This window comes from Natronomonas sp. (genome assembly GCF_046483325.1).
Taxonomy (GTDB): domain Archaea; phylum Halobacteriota; class Halobacteria; order Halobacteriales; family Haloarculaceae; genus Natronomonas.
Window position 1 is genome coordinate 1 of record NZ_JAWODL010000044.1, and the last position, 15,989, is coordinate 15,989.

The 15,989-nt window shown below is 63.5% G+C and carries 17 protein-coding genes, 1 tRNA gene and 1 pseudogene; 8 read left to right on the top strand and 11 right to left on the bottom strand.

Annotated features, from left to right (window positions below):
* Positions 1-605: transcription initiation factor IIB (locus R6U53_RS13510; protein ID WP_410322899.1), on the top strand; the 605-nt coding region annotated here is incomplete at its 5' end.
* A 66-nt stretch (positions 606-671) separates the two neighbouring features.
* Positions 672-1,067: a universal stress protein gene (locus tag R6U53_RS13515; RefSeq protein WP_410322900.1), complete on the top strand. Its 396-nt coding sequence runs from the start codon at positions 672-674 to the stop codon at positions 1,065-1,067.
* Between the two features lie 20 nt (positions 1,068-1,087).
* On the opposite strand, the gene R6U53_RS13520 is transcribed toward R6U53_RS13515, so the two are convergent.
* Complete coding sequence (locus tag R6U53_RS13520) at positions 1,088-2,164, bottom strand: asparagine synthase C-terminal domain-containing protein (protein ID WP_410322901.1); 1,077 nt, start codon at positions 2,162-2,164, stop codon at positions 1,088-1,090.
* A complete protein-coding gene (locus R6U53_RS13525) occupies positions 2,164-2,841 on the bottom strand; it encodes a PHP domain-containing protein (RefSeq protein WP_410322902.1) in 678 nt (225 codons plus the stop codon). Before R6U53_RS13525 ends, R6U53_RS13520 begins: the two co-directional genes overlap by 1 nt.
* Positions 2,842-2,961: 120 nt before the next feature.
* Here R6U53_RS13525 and purL point away from each other — a divergent pair, with 120 nt between their 5' ends.
* Positions 2,962-5,100 carry a phosphoribosylformylglycinamidine synthase subunit PurL gene (gene purL, locus R6U53_RS13530; protein WP_410322903.1) on the top strand — a complete coding sequence of 713 codons (2,139 nt, stop codon included), beginning with the start codon at positions 2,962-2,964 and terminating at the stop codon, positions 5,098-5,100.
* On the opposite strand, the gene R6U53_RS13535 is transcribed toward purL, so the two are convergent.
* From R6U53_RS13535 to R6U53_RS13550, 4 genes are all read right to left on the bottom strand, one after another.
* Positions 5,081-5,968: a phosphatase PAP2 family protein gene (locus R6U53_RS13535; protein ID WP_410322904.1), complete on the bottom strand. Its 888-nt coding sequence runs from the start codon at positions 5,966-5,968 to the stop codon at positions 5,081-5,083. The two genes, purL and R6U53_RS13535, sit on opposite strands and share 20 nt — an antisense overlap.
* Entirely contained in the window at positions 5,968-7,734 is a 1,767-nt protein-coding gene (locus tag R6U53_RS13540; RefSeq protein ID WP_410322905.1) for an ABC transporter substrate-binding protein, read from the bottom strand. The genes R6U53_RS13535 and R6U53_RS13540 overlap by 1 nt, the downstream gene beginning before the upstream one ends.
* Positions 7,735-7,826: 92 nt before the next feature.
* A complete protein-coding gene (locus R6U53_RS13545) occupies positions 7,827-9,104 on the bottom strand; it encodes a hypothetical protein (protein WP_410322906.1) in 1,278 nt (425 codons plus the stop codon).
* Between the two features lie 111 nt (positions 9,105-9,215).
* Complete coding sequence (locus R6U53_RS13550) at positions 9,216-9,395, bottom strand: hypothetical protein (RefSeq protein ID WP_410322907.1); 180 nt, start codon at positions 9,393-9,395, stop codon at positions 9,216-9,218.
* Between the two features lie 104 nt (positions 9,396-9,499).
* Here R6U53_RS13550 and R6U53_RS13555 point away from each other — a divergent pair, with 104 nt between their 5' ends.
* Complete coding sequence (locus tag R6U53_RS13555; protein WP_410322908.1) at positions 9,500-10,084, top strand: dolichol kinase; 585 nt, start codon at positions 9,500-9,502, stop codon at positions 10,082-10,084.
* A gap of 30 nt (positions 10,085-10,114) precedes the next feature.
* Here R6U53_RS13555 and R6U53_RS13560 read toward each other — a convergent pair whose 3' ends face one another.
* The 3 genes from R6U53_RS13560 to R6U53_RS13570 form a co-directional block, all read right to left on the bottom strand.
* Complete coding sequence (locus tag R6U53_RS13560; protein ID WP_410322909.1) at positions 10,115-10,297, bottom strand: hypothetical protein; 183 nt, start codon at positions 10,295-10,297, stop codon at positions 10,115-10,117.
* 61 nt (positions 10,298-10,358) lie between these two features.
* Positions 10,359-11,135 carry a creatininase family protein gene (locus R6U53_RS13565; protein WP_410322910.1) on the bottom strand — a complete coding sequence of 259 codons (777 nt, stop codon included), beginning with the start codon at positions 11,133-11,135 and terminating at the stop codon, positions 10,359-10,361.
* 53 nt (positions 11,136-11,188) lie between these two features.
* A complete protein-coding gene (locus R6U53_RS13570; RefSeq protein ID WP_410322911.1) occupies positions 11,189-11,539 on the bottom strand; it encodes a cupin domain-containing protein in 351 nt (116 codons plus the stop codon).
* A gap of 161 nt (positions 11,540-11,700) precedes the next feature.
* Here R6U53_RS13570 and thyA point away from each other — a divergent pair, with 161 nt between their 5' ends.
* Positions 11,701-12,729 (top strand): thymidylate synthase, encoded by a 1,029-nt coding sequence (gene thyA, locus R6U53_RS13575; RefSeq protein ID WP_410322912.1) that lies wholly within the window; start codon positions 11,701-11,703, stop codon positions 12,727-12,729.
* Positions 12,726-13,214, top strand: coding sequence for a dihydrofolate reductase (locus tag R6U53_RS13580; RefSeq protein ID WP_410322913.1), 489 nt, complete (start codon positions 12,726-12,728; stop codon positions 13,212-13,214). Before thyA ends, R6U53_RS13580 begins: the two co-directional genes overlap by 4 nt.
* A gap of 30 nt (positions 13,215-13,244) precedes the next feature.
* On the opposite strand, the gene R6U53_RS13585 is transcribed toward R6U53_RS13580, so the two are convergent.
* On the bottom strand, positions 13,245-13,700 hold the full coding sequence (locus R6U53_RS13585; protein ID WP_410322914.1) for a DUF5518 domain-containing protein: 456 nt from the start codon (positions 13,698-13,700) through the stop codon (positions 13,245-13,247).
* A 167-nt stretch (positions 13,701-13,867) separates the two neighbouring features.
* Between R6U53_RS13585 and R6U53_RS13590 the strand changes: the two genes are divergently transcribed.
* Together R6U53_RS13590 and R6U53_RS13595 are read left to right on the top strand one after the other, a co-directional pair.
* The gene (locus R6U53_RS13590) at positions 13,868-15,154 is read left to right on the top strand and encodes a helix-turn-helix transcriptional regulator (RefSeq protein ID WP_410322915.1); all 1,287 of its coding nucleotides are present in this window, start codon (positions 13,868-13,870) and stop codon (positions 15,152-15,154) included.
* A gap of 98 nt (positions 15,155-15,252) precedes the next feature.
* Positions 15,253-15,327, top strand: a tRNA-Glu gene (locus tag R6U53_RS13595).
* A gap of 209 nt (positions 15,328-15,536) precedes the next feature.
* Here R6U53_RS13595 and R6U53_RS13600 read toward each other — a convergent pair.
* Positions 15,537-15,989: pseudogene (locus R6U53_RS13600) on the bottom strand (hypothetical protein); the annotation flags it as partial.

The window sequence follows — 15,989 nt, forward strand, 5'->3', positions numbered from 1 at the left end:
AGTGGAACGAGCGCTTCCGCACGCGTGACTCCAAAGAGCGGAATCTGAAGCAGGCGCTCGGCGAGATCGACCGCATGGCGAGCGCGCTCGGGCTCCCCGAGAACGTCCGCGAAACGGCCAGCGTCATCTACCGCCGCGCGCTCGACGAAAACCTCCTCCCGGGCCGCTCCATCGAAGGCGTCTCGACCGCCGCGCTCTATGCGGCCGCCAAACAGGCTCGAACGCCGCGGTCGCTCGACGAGATGACCGGTGTCTCGCGAGTCGAAAAGAGCGAGATCGCCCGCACCTACCGCTACGTCGTCCGCGAACTCGGACTCGAAATCCAGCCGGCCGATCCGAAGAGCTACGTGCCGCGCTTCGCCAGCGAACTCGGCCTCAGCGAAGAGGCCGAGCGACGCGCCCGGCAACTGCTCGACGGTGCTCGCGACGCGGGCGTTCACTCGGGGAAATCGCCGGTCGGTCTCGCTGCCGCCGCCGTCTACGCCGCCTCGCTGCTCACCAACGAGAAAGTGACACAGAACGCCGTTTCGGAGGTCGCCGATATCTCCGAGGTCACCATCCGAAACCGCTATCACGAGCTCCTCGAAGTCGAGCAGAACGCCTAGTCGGTCCTACGACGGTGGATTTGTCCGTAGGAATTAACACATGGGGCGTGTAGGTACACCCGAAGTATGACACACATCCTACTCGCCGTCGACGACGACGAAGACCGCGCTCGAGTGTCCGCAGAGGACGTCGCGGAACTGAACTGGGGCGACGACGTCACCATCACCGTTCTCCACGTCTTCACGAGCAACATCGAGGGCGCCAACGTATCCCAGATCGGCGCCGCCCGAGAAGCCCGTGATATCCTCGAAGCGGCCGGTCTCGAAACGATCCTCGACGAGACGAGCGGTTCGCCCGCCGAGGAGATCGTCGAGTACGCCGAAGACGAGAGCGTGGACATTATCTGCCTGGCCGGCCGCAGCCGAACTCCCGCAGGAAAAGCCGTCTTCGGCAGCGTCTCGCAGTCGGTCATGCTTGACAGCGAAGTGCCGGTTCTGTTCTGTCCGACGAGCGATCTTTGATCGGTCGGCCGCTCGTCCCGCTATCGATCGCCGGCCGCGATCGACTCGACGTACCGCTCGAGATGGTCGCTCATCCGGCGTTTGAACCCCGCCCGCCGCGCGAGCCGATCGAATTCTCGCGCGAGCAAGCTGCCGTACTGAACGGCCTTTTTATCCCGATGACGGATCTCCGCCGGCAGAAACTCGCATGCCCGACGGAGGGCGATCTTTCGCTCGTCCTCCGTTGCCAGTAACTCCCCCGGGAGCCGCAGCGCCGATTCGATCACCCGATCCGAGAGCAGCGGAACGACCGGCTCGACGCCGGCGGCCCGGAGCGCCAACACGTCACGCTCTAGCTGTCTCGGGAGCGAATCGATCGTCTCGCGGACCGCTCCCCGCACCGTGTCGGCGTCGACGCGATGATCGTCCGGAGCGTTCGCGATCTTCGCGTACCCTCCGAACAGCTCGTCCGCGCCCTGCCCCAGCGTGAGCCGGCCGTGGCCGTCCGCGGCGGCGGTCTCGGCGACGAGATACAGCGGGAGTGCGATCTGGAGGTCCATCGGGTTCGTTCGGCCGGTCGCCTCGACTAACGCGGGGATACCGCGCTCGATATCCGCGTGGGTGAACTCGACGACGTGAAGTTCACGGTCGAGGGCGGCCGCAGCCGATCGCGCGGCGTCGACGTCGTGGCTCCCCTCGAATCCGCCGACGTACAGCGGACCCTCGAGCCGCGCCGCAAGGATCGAGGAGTCGATGCCACCGGAGAAGGCGATCGCCGGGTCGCAGTCGACGGCGTCGACGGACGCGACGACCGCTTCCCGGACGGTCGCGATCGATCGTTCGGCGTCCTCGTAGGGAGTTGGGTTAGGGAGCGTCCACAGCTTTTCGTCGCCGCTTTCGTCGCGAGCGTGCCCCGGTGGGATCGGATCAGGCTCGGAGAGGTCCCGGAGATCGAAGCTCCACGCGGTCGGGTCGTCGGCCTCGGAAAACAGCGGATATCGACCCACCACGTCGCGGACGAGTCGGCCGTCGACCTCGCCGGCGAACCCGTCGATCCCCGAAAGCGCGTCACCGCGCTCGATCGCATCTCGAACCACATCGGCGGACGCGCCGTCCATCACCATGGTAGCGCCGACGCAAGACGGCGTTTGACGCCGCCGCTGAACTGTTGAATGCTGATGAACCACGGCGTTCGCTTGCCGACGACGGTCGTTCGTCCCTCGACGATGGCGTCGAGGATGCTATCGACGCTCCGGTGGTACGCGTCGACTTCGGTGACCGCCTGCCCGACCATTTCGGCGATGTGAGCGTCGCTGCCCGCGGTCATCGGGAGGTCGCGCTCCTCGGCGAACCGTTCAGCCTGTCGGTTCGCCCGTCCGGTGAACAGTCGGGAGTTATACACCTCGATCGCGTCGGCGTTCGCCAGCTGATCGAGCGTGATGTGTGCGGCGACGCCGTGGCGGGAGGATTGGAAGGGGTGGGGAACCACGGCGACGCCGCCTTGGGATCCGATTCGGTCGAGCGTTTCGTCGTAGCTCAACCCGGCCGGAATAAGCGTCTCGACGCCGAGCGCCAGCACGTGCCCCGCGGCGCTTGAAACCTCCATACCGGGGATGCCGACGAGGTCGTACTCGTCGGCTACCGAGGCGGCTTCGAGCGAGGCGTCTATCTCGTCGTGATCGGTGACGGCGAGGGCGTCGAGACCGATGGCTTCGGCCTGTTCTAAGAGGAGTTCGATCGGATCGCGCCCGTCGTAGGACAGATCTGAGTGGGAGTGGAGCTCGACCGACAGCACGACCGATCGTTCGACACCGTGCTTAAAAAGCCCCTCGGTTGTGACGGAACTCCCCGAATAAAAACCCATAAACGTGCACATGAAAAGCGATTTATTCGGCCAAAGGGAGCATACGAGTGTATGAGCCTCCCGCCGTCGGACCGCGAACTCGTCGTCGAAGCGCTGGGGCGTGACCCGACGCCCACCGAGGTCGCGCTGTTCGAGAACCTCTGGAGTGAACACTGCGCGTACCGTTCCTCGCGGCCGCTGCTTTCGGCGTTCGAAAGCGAGAGCGAACGGGTCGTCATCGGCCCCGGCGACGACGCCGCCGTCATCGCCCTCCCCGATCTCGAGACCGGAGAGAACAGCGACACCTACGTCACGATGGGGATCGAGAGCCACAACCACCCCTCCTACGTCGACCCCTTCGACGGCGCGGCGACGGGCGTCGGCGGTATCGTCCGCGACACCCTCTCGATGGGTGCGTACCCCATCGCGCTCGCCGACAGCCTCTACTTCGGCTCCTTCGACCGCGAACACTCGAAGTACCTCCTCGACGGGGTCGTCGAAGGGATCTCCCACTACGGAAACTGTATCGGCGTTCCGACGGTGACGGGGAGCGTCGCCTTCCACGACGAGTACGAGGGGAATCCGCTCGTCAACGTCGCCTGCATCGGCCTGACGAACGCCGAGCGGTTGGTGACCGCGGAAGCGCAATCGCCGGGCAACAAACTCGTTCTCGTCGGGAACGCCACCGGACGTGACGGTCTCGGCGGCGCCTCCTTCGCCAGCGAGGATCTGGCCGAGGACGCCGAAACTGAGGACCGACCCGCGGTACAGGTCGGCGACCCGTACGCCGAAAAACGGCTCATCGAGGCCAACGAGGAGTTGATCGATGCTGACCTCGTCCGATCTGCCCGCGACCTCGGGGCTGCCGGACTCGGCGGGGCGTCCTCCGAGCTCGTCGCCAAGGGCGGACTCGGCGCGCGCATCGAACTCGATCGAGTTCACCAACGGGAGCCGAACATGAACGCGACCGAGATACTGCTCGCCGAATCCCAAGAGCGGATGTGCTATGAGATCCGTCCCGACGACGTGGCGGCCGTCGAAGCCATCGCGGAGAAATACGACCTCGGCTGCTCGGTCATCGGCGAGGTGACCCAGGGGAACTACGTCTGTACCTACAGAAGCGAGACGGTCGTCGACGCCGACGCCGAGTATCTCGCCGACGGCGCTCCGATGAACGATCTCGACCACACGGAGCCCTCGACGCAGGACCGTGATCTGCCGTCACCCGATCTCGTCGATGCCTTCGAGTCGGTCGTCGGCTCACCCAACACCGCCTCCAAGGAGTGGGTCTACCGACAGTACGACCACGAGGTCGGCACGCGAACGGCTGTCAAGCCGGGCGAGGACGCCGCACTGCTGGCTATTCGCGAAATCGGCGTCGGACTCGCGTTCACTTCCGGAGCCGATCCCAACTGGACTGCCGCTTCGCCGTACGATGGCGCTCGGGCCGTTGCAGTGGAGAACGCGATCAACCTCGCCACGACGGGCGCGACGCCGCTCGCGGCGGTCGACTGTCTCAACGGTGGGAATCCGGAAAAGCCCGAGGTGTACGGTGGATTCAGGGCTATCGTCGACGGGTTGGCCGATATGTGTTCCGAACTCAGCGTCCCGGTCGTCGGCGGGAACGTCTCGCTGTACAACGACTCGGTCACGGGACCGATCCCCCCGACGCCGACGCTCGCCATGGCCGGGACCAAAGCCGGCTACGACGCGCCCGGTATCGAACTCGACGGCGACGGTCAGTTGCTTCTCGTCGGCGGTCGCGATGATCTCTCGCTCGGCGGTTCGGAACTGCTCGGGCAGTTCGGTGGGACGGACCGGTTCCCGGCCGTTCCCGAGAACGCAGCCGATCTCGTCGCGGCGATCGCGGATATCGCCAACGACGAACGAACGCTGTCGGTTCACGACGTGAGCCACGGCGGGCTCGCAGTCACGCTCGCGGAGATGATCGGTGCGGCCGGTGCCGACGTCGAACTCTCCGGTCGCTCGCCTCTCGAAGCGCTCTTTTCGGAGGCTACCGGGCGCGTCGTCGTCGAGACGACCCATCCCGACGCGGTTCACGGACGGTTGGCGGATGTCGCTTCTGTCGAACGGATCGGTGAAGCAACGCGGACTGGCCAGCTTACCTGTACCGTCGCCGACGAGACGCTCACCTACACGGCAGCTGAGATCGCGGAACTCCGCGACGTTCTCAAGAGCGGCTTAGGATAGCGCTTCGCGCGGTTTTGAGATAGTTTTTGACCTTTCCGATAGTCGGCGGCGTGTCCTCCAGCCGCGTTCCGATCGCGACGCTTATCCACGCCAGAACGATCCCGAAGATCACGTCGGTTGCCCAGTGAATACCGAGATACATCGTCGCGATAACGACGCTGATCGCGAAGACGGCCGAGATCGGCACCCAGAGGGGATACTCGTCCCGTGTCGTCCACGCCAACAGTGCGGCGGTCACGGCCATCGACGTGTGGAGCGACGGAAAGACGTTCGTCGAGTCGTTGACCGCGTCCGTCACGAACTGATACTGCGCGTACTGGCTGTAGAGGAGCCCCTCCGCCTGATCCGCGATCAGGTTTCGCGGTCCGTACGCGATGAACAGAATGTAACAGATCACGCCGATAATGTAGTTCGCGCCGTAGGCGACCATCGTCCGTCGGAGCGGTTCGGGTTGCGGCAGTGCGAAGTACGCCACGAGCGGAAAGACGAGGAGGAACACGTAGCCGTACACGTATATGAACGAGAAGTACGCCGTCAACTCCGGCGTCGCCATCGACTGTATCCAAACCACCACCTGCGGCGTGTCGTTCGGATACAGCGGCCACAGAAGGAGGCCGTCGGCCTGATGGAGGTGCCCGGTTATGCGGAACCCGATGATCCACGAGAGGTCGGGGCCGATATCCCTCGCGACCTTGTTCGCGACGAGCACGATCGCGAGGAGACCGACGTACGGTACGATCGCGGCGAATCGATCGCGGAACACCCGACGGGTCTCGAGGAGTCGTTCGCGGCCGATAAGGACGAGACTCGTGACCGCGAGCAACGCGAGGACGACGAGGACTAACTGGCCGACGACGACCCCTAGCATTAGCTTCCCCCCCGTCTGATGAGTTGTTCCTCTTCGTACTGATAGCCGGCTTCACGGAACGCCTCCCTCGCCTCCTCGACGTTCAGTTCGCCGTTTTCACCGAGGAACGGGAGAGTCGCTTCCCCGCTCCAGTCGAGATCCTGGGGTGTCCATTCTTGCTTCAGCGGAACTTCTGACGGCAGTCCGTACCTCTCCATCGACTCCTCGAGGATGAACGCCCGATCGATGTGTCGTGCGGCGATCCGCCGAAAGCGAGGATCCGTCATCGGTGACCGCCGGCAGTTGAAGCCGAGGTGATAGAACGGGTCCGACTGCTGTATCGCGAGCGAGACGCCCTCGGATCGGACGATACGGGGAACCACCGACGCTTGCAGCCCGTCCGCGGAGGCGTCGGCGTCGTCGTTGACGAGGAGTTCGACCGCCGCATCATGTGAGGGCGCAACCGTGAATTCGATCCGGTCGAACGCCCCGTCGTCGACGAATCGGGGCGGAATCCCATCCGCTTCGCCCGTCCGGAGGAAGTGGTCTTCGAACACGTCGAACGAGATCGATTCGTCGGTGACGGCGTCGTCGAACTGCACCGGCCCGTTCCCGATCGCCTCTTCGTTAGCGCTCACGAGCGCTTCAGTCGTCTGTCCGGCGATGTCGATCCCGGCAACGTCCGTCGACTCGCTCCGGTCGCGCCAGATGTGTTCCGGGAGTATCGGTGCGCTCAGCGCCCGATAGGCGACCTCCCGGTTCGGCGTGACGAACTCGATCCGGAATTGGCCGTCCGAGTGCACGCTCACCGACTCTACGAGCGAGGCCCGACCTCGCCGCCACGACGTCGGGACGGGACTGTCGAACTTCCCGAGCGACGTATCCTGGAGAAACTCGTAGGTGAAGGCCACGTCGTGCGCAGTAACACTCTCGCCGTCGTGCCACGGAGTCTGACGGAGTTCTATCGTGGCCGCTGCCGGCTCCGTCTCGTCCCATTCGATACTCCGCGCGAGCCACGGGAGCGGTTCGTCGTGGTCGTCCAGTGACCTGACAAGCGGTTCGTACAGGAGGCCGATGAGGTCGCCTTGGTTCCGGTACTCGGCCGCCAGAGGGTTTCGGTTTCGGGTGATACGCTCGTTTCGGAGCAGCGGATTGAGGGTCGTCGTGTCGCCGACGCGCTCCAGTTGCAGATAGTCCGTCGGAGCGGAGAGCCCACCGGTTGGCCACCCGTCGAACCGATCGGTTCTAACTGCCCCGATCCGATCCGGGAACACGATGACGGTAAACGGCTGTGACTGTACGATCTGTCGCTGTATCTCGTGTACAATCCGGACTCTGTCTTCGCTTTCGGCCGTCCGCTGCTCGTCGAGTGCGTCGTCCATCTCGATACTGCTGAATCCGAACGGGTTTTGCCAGCCTGATTCCTCGCCGTACGACGAATAGAGCATCGACCGGAGTTCATCCGGGTCCCCTTGGCTCGGGTATCTCGCCACGTAGAGATCGAAGTCGTGGTTGATGAGGATGTCGCGGAACAGTACGTCGAAACTCACCGGATCGACGACCGTCTCGACTCCCGACTGGGAGAGGTTATCCGCCACGTGATTGGCGATGCGAACAGCGTACGGATCCTCCCCCGCTGGCGGAGTCTTGATGTTGAGCGACAGTTGACTGGCCCGCTGTCTCCCAACGAGACTCCTGATTTCCCCAACGCAACCGCTCGTCGCCGCGAGCGCACCCGTCGCGCCCGTGAGAAATGCACGACGGCTGGTTTGGGGCGTCGAAACCATTCTTCTCTATATTCCTACGTGGAGAGTTATAAACTTCCCCGTCGAATCCACAGACATCGGTGAACCGGTGCGTCCATCGGGTCGACAGTCCCTCAGATATATCCGAAAAGCGGCGCGAGGATCGAGACCGTCCATCCGACCGCCCCGACGATGAGCGGGGCGGGGATCTCATCTTGTTCGACGGCTTTCGCCCCACCGACGGCGATCAAGCCGATCGCAAGGAGCACCGCGAGGCGGTGGAGAACGACGCGTAGCGGGAGGACGGACGTCCCCATAGCGGCGTAGTCCCCGACGATTGCGGTTCCGAGCCCCAATCCTGCGAACGTGAACGCCCACACGCCGTCGCTCCCCCGTCCGAGCACGTACGCGATCGCCGGCACACCGACGACGAGCGCGACGTACAACGGAGCCGCGACGAACTTCGGAGAGATCCCGGAGAAGACGAGTTCGCCCGCGATCCCGAGCCAGCGAACAGCGGTGTACACGCCGAACAACACGGCTCCGAGGGCGATTTCGCGTCGTCGCCGCCGGAGAAACCGCCTCGACTCTCTCGCGACGCTTCTGGACCGCCCGACGAGTCCCACGAGGACGAACGGGAGCCCGACGCCGGCGAGATAGATGCCGGTTACCCAGCCGTCGCTATCGGCGGTCTCGTTTTCGAACGGCATTCGAACGACGGTTTCGACGTACGGCTCGCCCATGAACTCGTCTTCGAGTTCGCGCTGGGAATCGCTGACGCCCGTAACCGTGTGTCTGAGTCGGAACCAATCCCAGTGTTCCTCGTGTATTTGTACTGCGGTCCACTCGCCAGCGGGGTCCTCGTAGGCTCGGATGTGCATCCGTTGGCCCAGATACGTCCCCGAATGGAGTTCGTAGGATCGATCCATCCACTCGCCTTCGCCGTCGACTTCGACGTACGCATACCGCCTCGATCCTTCGGCCGGACTCCACGAAATCACGTCCCCGATTTCCTCGGCTTCGGGGTCCACTTCGATCCGATCGGCCGAGACCGTCTCGCTGTCGGCCTCGCCCTCTTCGACCGGTTTGTCCTCCCACTCGAGCGCGGAACGTTCCGTCAACGCGGTGTGTATCTCCGCTGTGTCGCCGTAAAACACCATGTTAATCCCGAGCGTTCGGCCCTCGAAACTCCTGGCGCGCGACGTGTAGGGCCACAGTTGCGTTCCACTGTCTACCGGCTCAACGAGCTGTGGTTCGCCGGGGGCATCCGGTTGAACGCCCCACAGCGGCCACTCCGCGAGCACGACCGCACCACCGAGCGACGCCACAAGTATGATCGCGGCGGCGACCCAGGCGGCGTCCTCGCCGAGTTCGACCTCGAACTCGGGTCCGGTATCCGATCCGGTCATCATCGTCCTCTTGTGGCTCTTCGTTGATATATCCGCTGGCGATCCGTCCGGTCAGTTCTTGTCGTATGTATCCCGACAGATAATGATTTATTCCTAGCGGCCGTTTTCGTCGCTCTACATGTCAACAGACAGTACACAACCGCCGTCGACCGGTTCGACGACCACCGCGTTGATCTTGCCGACCGAGGAGGTCGCCTTATCGACGATTCGGTACTCCCGGTCGTCCCCTTCGACGTTCCGGACGATGTCCCCGACCTGCATCGTGCTGATGTCTTCGATAATCGCTCCGGTCATCGTATACACGACCGAATATATGTTCCGCCCATCCGACCGCGGTTTGGCGGGCGTTAGCGTCGAATTGCGAACCGATATTACCCCTCGGTCGGTAGCGGCCGGATATGGCACTTGAGATCGGCCGTCGACTCGTCCACGCATCCGGAGCGGCTGTTCCTGCCGCGTATCTTCTCGATACCCACGTCATCGAAACCGGAGTCGTCACGTGGTCGGCCGTTCAAGTCCTCGCCGTCGCCGGTCTCATGGTGACCGTCGTCCTCGAGACAGCCCGGCTGTACGGCGGGCTCGAACACGCGGTTTACGACCGGCTCACCCGCGAGTACGAACAGGATTCGGTCGCCGGCTACGCGCTGTACGTCGTCGGTGCGACGATCACCGTCTTCCTCTTCGAGCCGACCATCGCGGTTCCGGCACTGTTCATGTTGACCCTCGGTGACCCGATAAGCGGGATGCTTTCGAGCGGCGGGCTCCGTCCCATCGCTCGCCCGCGCGTTCTCGTCGGCATGTTCGCGGTTTGCTTTCTCATCGCCTATCCGTTCGTTTCCCCGCTCGCCGCGCTGGCGGGCGCGTTCGGTGCGACGCTCGCCGACGGCGTCAAGCCGATCCTGAATGGATACGTCGTCGACGATAACCTGACGATCCCGATCATCGCCGCGGGTGCGATGTGGCTAGCGCTGAATTTCGTCTGACCGAACGCTACGCGGCGACGAACAGCCGAACTACAACGAAACGGCGAGCGGAACACCGAACGTCACGGCGACCCCGACGAGCGCGACGAGGATGCCGACGGCGACGTCTCGTCCAGTGTAGGCGCTTTGGGGTGCCGTCGTCCGCTCGGTTTCGTACGGTCGCATCTCATTCCCTTCGTTTCCGTCCCCGTCTCGATCCGCGTCCTCGCTCATGCGCCGTCTGGAACCGCCCGTCACTTTGAGTTACCGCTTCCGAACGGATCCCGGTTTGGTGTTATCGCTCTCGAACGTGCGCTCTCGGCCCCAGCGTCTCCCACGGCTGGGCGTCGAGCCACTCCGCCAACGCGACGAGTTGGTCGGTCGCCGCCTCGAATAGCTGCTCGCCTTTTTGTGCGGACGCGTCCGTCGGATCGCCGAACCCACCGTTGTTCGTGTTCTCGATCGCGTCGTAGAACGTTCGCGCACCGTTTCGGGTCGTTTCGATCGCCCCGATGTCCGGACAGCCGTCGTCGCGTGCGGCCTCGAGTTCGTCCTCGCGAACGAGGTCCGCGAGATACCAGACCATCGACGTCTCCTTCGGCCCCGCGTGCGGACCGTTCTGTTCGAACAGCGAATCGACGAGTTCGGGGATCGACTCGTCCCACATCCACTCGATGGCGTACGCGCGCTCGTCGTCGTGGAGTCGTCGGCCGACCTCCCTGAGGTGTTGGACGTTGCCACCGTGGGCGTTGACGTAGACGATGCGGTCGATGCCCTGGTACACCAGACTTCTCGACAGCGATTCGATGTACTCCCGGAAGACCGGCGCGTCCACCGTGAGCGTCCCGTGGAACTGACGGTGGTGAGGACTGACGCCGATGGTGACCGTCGGCGTGCAGACGACTCCGGTCGCATCGGCCGCCGCACGCGCGAGCCCCTCCGCTATGACGTGATCCGTCGATAGCGGCAGGTGAGGGCCGTGCTGTTCGGTCGATCCGATCGGGACGAGCGCCGTCGATGTCTCCGCAAGCTCGACACCGGCTTCGGGCCACGTCGCGTCTCCGAGATACATATGGGCGTCGACGACCGCCACCGTCTTAAACGGTACAAAACGTCCGTCGTACTTCAGGACGCGCCGGCGATCACGATTCTCACTCGTTCGTCACCCTCGTTCGAGAGCTGACGCCACGTCTCGCCGTCGACGCGGATCGCCTCCCCGCTCGAAAGCGAGAGTTCGGCCTCGGGATCGTCCTCGTCGCCGATCAGAACGGTCAATTCTCCGTCGACGACGAGATACACTTCTTCTTGCTCATCCTCGCCGTGATCGTGTGCTTTGCCCTTCCCTCCCGGTTCGAGCTCCAACAGCGTCATTCCGAGGTTTTCACAGCCGAGCGGGTCCCTGAAGAACCACATGCCGCCGAACTCCTCCGGAACGACGCTCTCGACCTCGTCGACACTCGCGGTCTCGTATGCCATACCCAACGTAGAAGTCGATACGTAATAAAACCGATTCCGTGGCTGTCCACCTCACGTTCACCTGTCCACCTCAGGTCTACCCCTCCGTTGGACCCGCCCCGGAGTCTATTGGGACTGCTCCGAAACGATCATACCGAACGCCTCGCAAAGATAGCCATCGAATGCGCCAGTATCACGACCTCGTCTCCGGGGCGCTCACAGGGGGAACGTACAAACCGAACCGGACCGGCGTGGACACCGTCTCGTCGTTCAGCCACCACTACGAAGTGGACCTCACGGAAGGTTTTCCGCTCCTGACGACCAAACGGATGGACGGCTATCGGTGGAACTCGCTGATCCACGAGTTGCTGTGGTATCTCTCCGGTGAAGAGCACGTCCGAACCCTTCGCGAGGAGACGAAGATCTGGGATGCGTGGGCGGACGAAGGGGGTCACCTCGACACCGCCTACGGCCGGTTTTGGCGACGCTATCCCATCCCCGAGGACGGCAGTCGCCTCCCCGGCGAGAGCTGGCCCGACGCCGATCATCCGCGGGTCAAAACGGAGTCGACGCCAGACGGCGGAACTCGACGGGTGTTCGACCAACTCGGCCACGTCCTCGATACGCTCGAAGAACAGCCCAACTCCCGTCGAATGGTGATCAACGCCTGGCACCCGGCCAACGCCGCCGTCTCGACGCTGCCGCCGTGTCACTACACGTACGTGTTCAACGTACAGGGTGACCGCCTGAACGTCCACCTCACGCAGCGCTCGGGGGACATCGCGTTGGGCGTTCCGTTCAACCTCGCGGCCTACTCGCTTTTGGCCCACGCCGTCGCGAACAGGACCGACTTCGAAGTCGGCTCGTTTGGCCACACCATCGTCGACGCACACGTCTACTGCGGCGCGGGCGCACGCGGCGCGTGGTACGCCGACGCACTCCGCGAACTGCGGGATCGTCTCCGTGGCGTCGACGACCGCGAGGAGTATCTCGACGTTCGCGCGTGGATCGACGAGACGGCTCCGCCCGAGGTCGACGGCGATGACGGCTACGATCACGTCCCGGGGCTGTTGACACAGCTGTCGCGGGCGCCTCGCGACCGACCGCGGATCGACGTGGCCGACAAGCCACTCGACGAGCTCGAATACGGGGACATTCAACTCTCGGAGTACGATCCGGCCCCCGGGATTTCCTTTGCGGTCGCCGAATGAGGATCGCCCTCGTCGCAGCGGTCGCCGAAAACGGGGTCATCGGTTCGAACGGCGGGATGCCGTGGCACTACCCTGAGGACCTCAGGCGGTTCAAGCAGACGACGATGGGCCACCCGGTCGTGATGGGACGAGCGACGTACGAGTCGATCGAGCGGCGGCTCGGCGGTCCGCTCCCGGGTCGGACGAACGTCGTTCTATCGCGGCGGGACTCGCTCGATCTACCGGACGGTGTGGTACACGCGACAGATCTCGACGAGGCTTTCGACGCGGCGGAGTCGGCGCTCGAGGAGGGGCAGGAGACCGTCTACGTCGTCGGCGGTGCGACGGTGTACGAGGCGACGATCGACCGAGCCGACGAGCTCGTCGTCACCGAAATCCCCGAAACGCCCGCCGGCGATACGTACTTCCCCGAGATCGGCCCCGAATGGGTGGAGCACGACCGCGAGGTCGAGGGGGAGCTCGCGTTCGTGACCTACCGTCGGTGAGCGCGTCGAGCACCGCTGGTTTCTCTTTTCTCACTCGACGAACTCCCGCCTGATGTAGACGCCCAAAACGCCACCCAACGCCCCGAGACCGATTGTATATACGAAAAGGAACGCCCCGACGAACGCGACGACGGCGAGCACGCCGACGGCGAAGACTGGCTCGAGAAAGACGACGAACAGCAAGAACGGGACGATAACGAGCAGCGGAACGAGGGCGATCACGCCCGAAATCGCGCCGATCTTTGCCCCCGACTCGGCACGGTCGGCGTCGAGATACCCGGCTATCGCCCCACCGAGTACCGGCGCGAACGGGACGATCGGTGTCGTGACGACGGTCACGATCGCCCCGACGAGCGCGTTCATCAGGAGTGACGAACCGCCGCTTGCTTCCGTATGCTCCCCGCTTCCGTCGAGACGCTCGCCGTGGGTCTCAGCTCGATGATCGGCCCCGTCGGCTTGGTCATCGGGAGGGACATCGGTGGTCATACGACGATGGTCGGGCGTGATCGTTTATAAACTCACGCGTCACCCACGGCCGTTTATCGGACGTGATGCTCCCACCTTCACCACCTGGTTGAGGTTTCTTCGCCATGGTCGCGCACGCGCTAAGACACACGGCTTTTATATGATGTGCGATGAGAACTTGGATACCGATGGAGTCGTTGCACGGACGGGTGGCGGCGGCGGTCCTCGTAGGACTCCTGTTCTGCTCGCTCGTCGTCACCGCGGTTCCGTTCGGGGGCGCAACGACTGGCTCTGCGACGGCTGACTCCCAATCTGGATTTGGCGACCTCACAGCCGAGGAGTTCGAGACCGACCGGACGTTGTTTCGAATACTCGTCTACGGGAACGCGAGTGCCGAGTGGACGTTCCAGTACGAACAACGACTCGAGAGCGACGCGGCGGTCGAGGAGTTCGAAACCTACGCCGAGCGATTCAACACCGAGGAAACTGAGAGCTATCGAAACTTCCGAACGCGCGCAACCTCGCTGGCCGGGTCAGGAACTAACGTAACCGGCCGGGAGATGACGGCGGTTTCCTTCGAGCGAAACGCCCGTGTCGAGGAGCGTCCACCCGCGGGTAACGAGGTCGGCGTCATCGAGATGTCGTTCGTTTGGACCGGCTTCGCCGAGGTGGACGAGAACCGAATCGTCGCCGGTGACGTGTTCGTGGACGGCCTCTACGTGGGTTCCGATCAAGAACTTCGGTTCGACCACGGCCCGGACCTGCGGTTCGAATCGGTTTCGCCCACTCCGGATAGCACCGCCAGCGCACGACTCAACGAGAGTCAAAGCGTCTCTTGGCTCGGCGAACGACAGTTCACCGATCGCCACCCCCGTATCGTGTACCTCCCGCACAGTGCCGAGTCGGCTTCGACACCGACGGCAACGGCGTCGGGAGCGGATCAGACGACCGTAACGCCCGTCACTGCGGGGTCACTCCTCCCGGTCATCGGGCTCGCCCTCGTGTTGCTCTTCGGGCTCGGTGCCGCTATCGCCTATCGATCCAGCGGATTCTCGACCGTCCTGGAGTCCGGCAGACGTTCGTACGACGATGCGGATACGTCGGTGGCCGACGATGAAGTCTCGAACGCGATGGGCGCGGCTTCCACGGAAACGACGGAGCGTACGAGTTCGGACGGTTCGGTCGCATCTGGCGATGGGGCTGAGGCTCACGCCGCACAGCCCGCTGTTCCGGACGAGCAGTTACTTTCCGATGAGGAACGAGTCGTCTCCATGCTCGAATCGCACGGGGGACGGATGAAGCAGGTCGATATCGTGAACAATATCGAGTGGTCGAAATCGAAAGTTTCGATGCTGCTTTCGGAGATGGAAGACGATGGGCTCGTCTCGAAGCTCCGCGTCGGTCGGGAGAACATCGTCTCGTTGGCCGGCCACGAACCGGACGCCGCCGGGTCACCGTTCGACGGTGATCAATGATCGGATGTAGCTCTGGATCGACGGTGCGAACGGGGCTCAAGGTGGCGGTGAAACGCAACCGTTATACCTCGCTCTCGGGTACTATCGGATGCATCTGCGCTCCGTTGGTGTAGTCCGGCCAATCATCTTGCCCTCTCACGGCAAGGACCAGGGTTCAAATCCCTGACGGAGCACTCCTTTCTGCCGCCGTCTGGCGATTTCGTCCGTGGCGAAATGGTAATTCGAAATGCCGCCACAGGACTATTACGTAATTCGGAAGGCCGTATCGCCACGCAGTCCGCCGATTACACCCCTCGAAAATATGGGCACTGCAGGCTCCGGTTCGACTGTCAGCTGAATCTCGCTGTCGTGGCCGATTTCGTCCGTACTCTCGTCGTTATCTTCAGTCCTCGTCGTCTTCGGCCGGTGTAAATACGACCTCAAGGTCCCCCTCCTCTTTAGTATAGGTGATATCCACGTACCCGTCTTTTTGGTCAGGGGTATTCTCCACGTCGAATTCAAAGGTTTCGGTCGCCTCAGACTCCGCGACAGTCACCTCGAACGTTCGGGGGTCACCAGGTTTCCCGAACGCGGGGATGTTCTTGGTAGAACCGGCGTTGACCTCCCACTCGTCTTCCGCGACGGTCTCGTCGTCTTTGTCCAGGATGACGACCGCGAACGTCTGGGTATCGTCGCTCTCGTTGTGGAGACGGCCGTCGATCGACATCTCGTCCGAGTCGCCGTTTTCACTTCCGTTGTCGTTCCCATTGCCATCTCCAGTATCGTCGCCGCCTTCGCCCTCGGAATCGTCGCCGAGACAGCCAGTGACGAGCGTCGTGAGGACGACACTAGAACC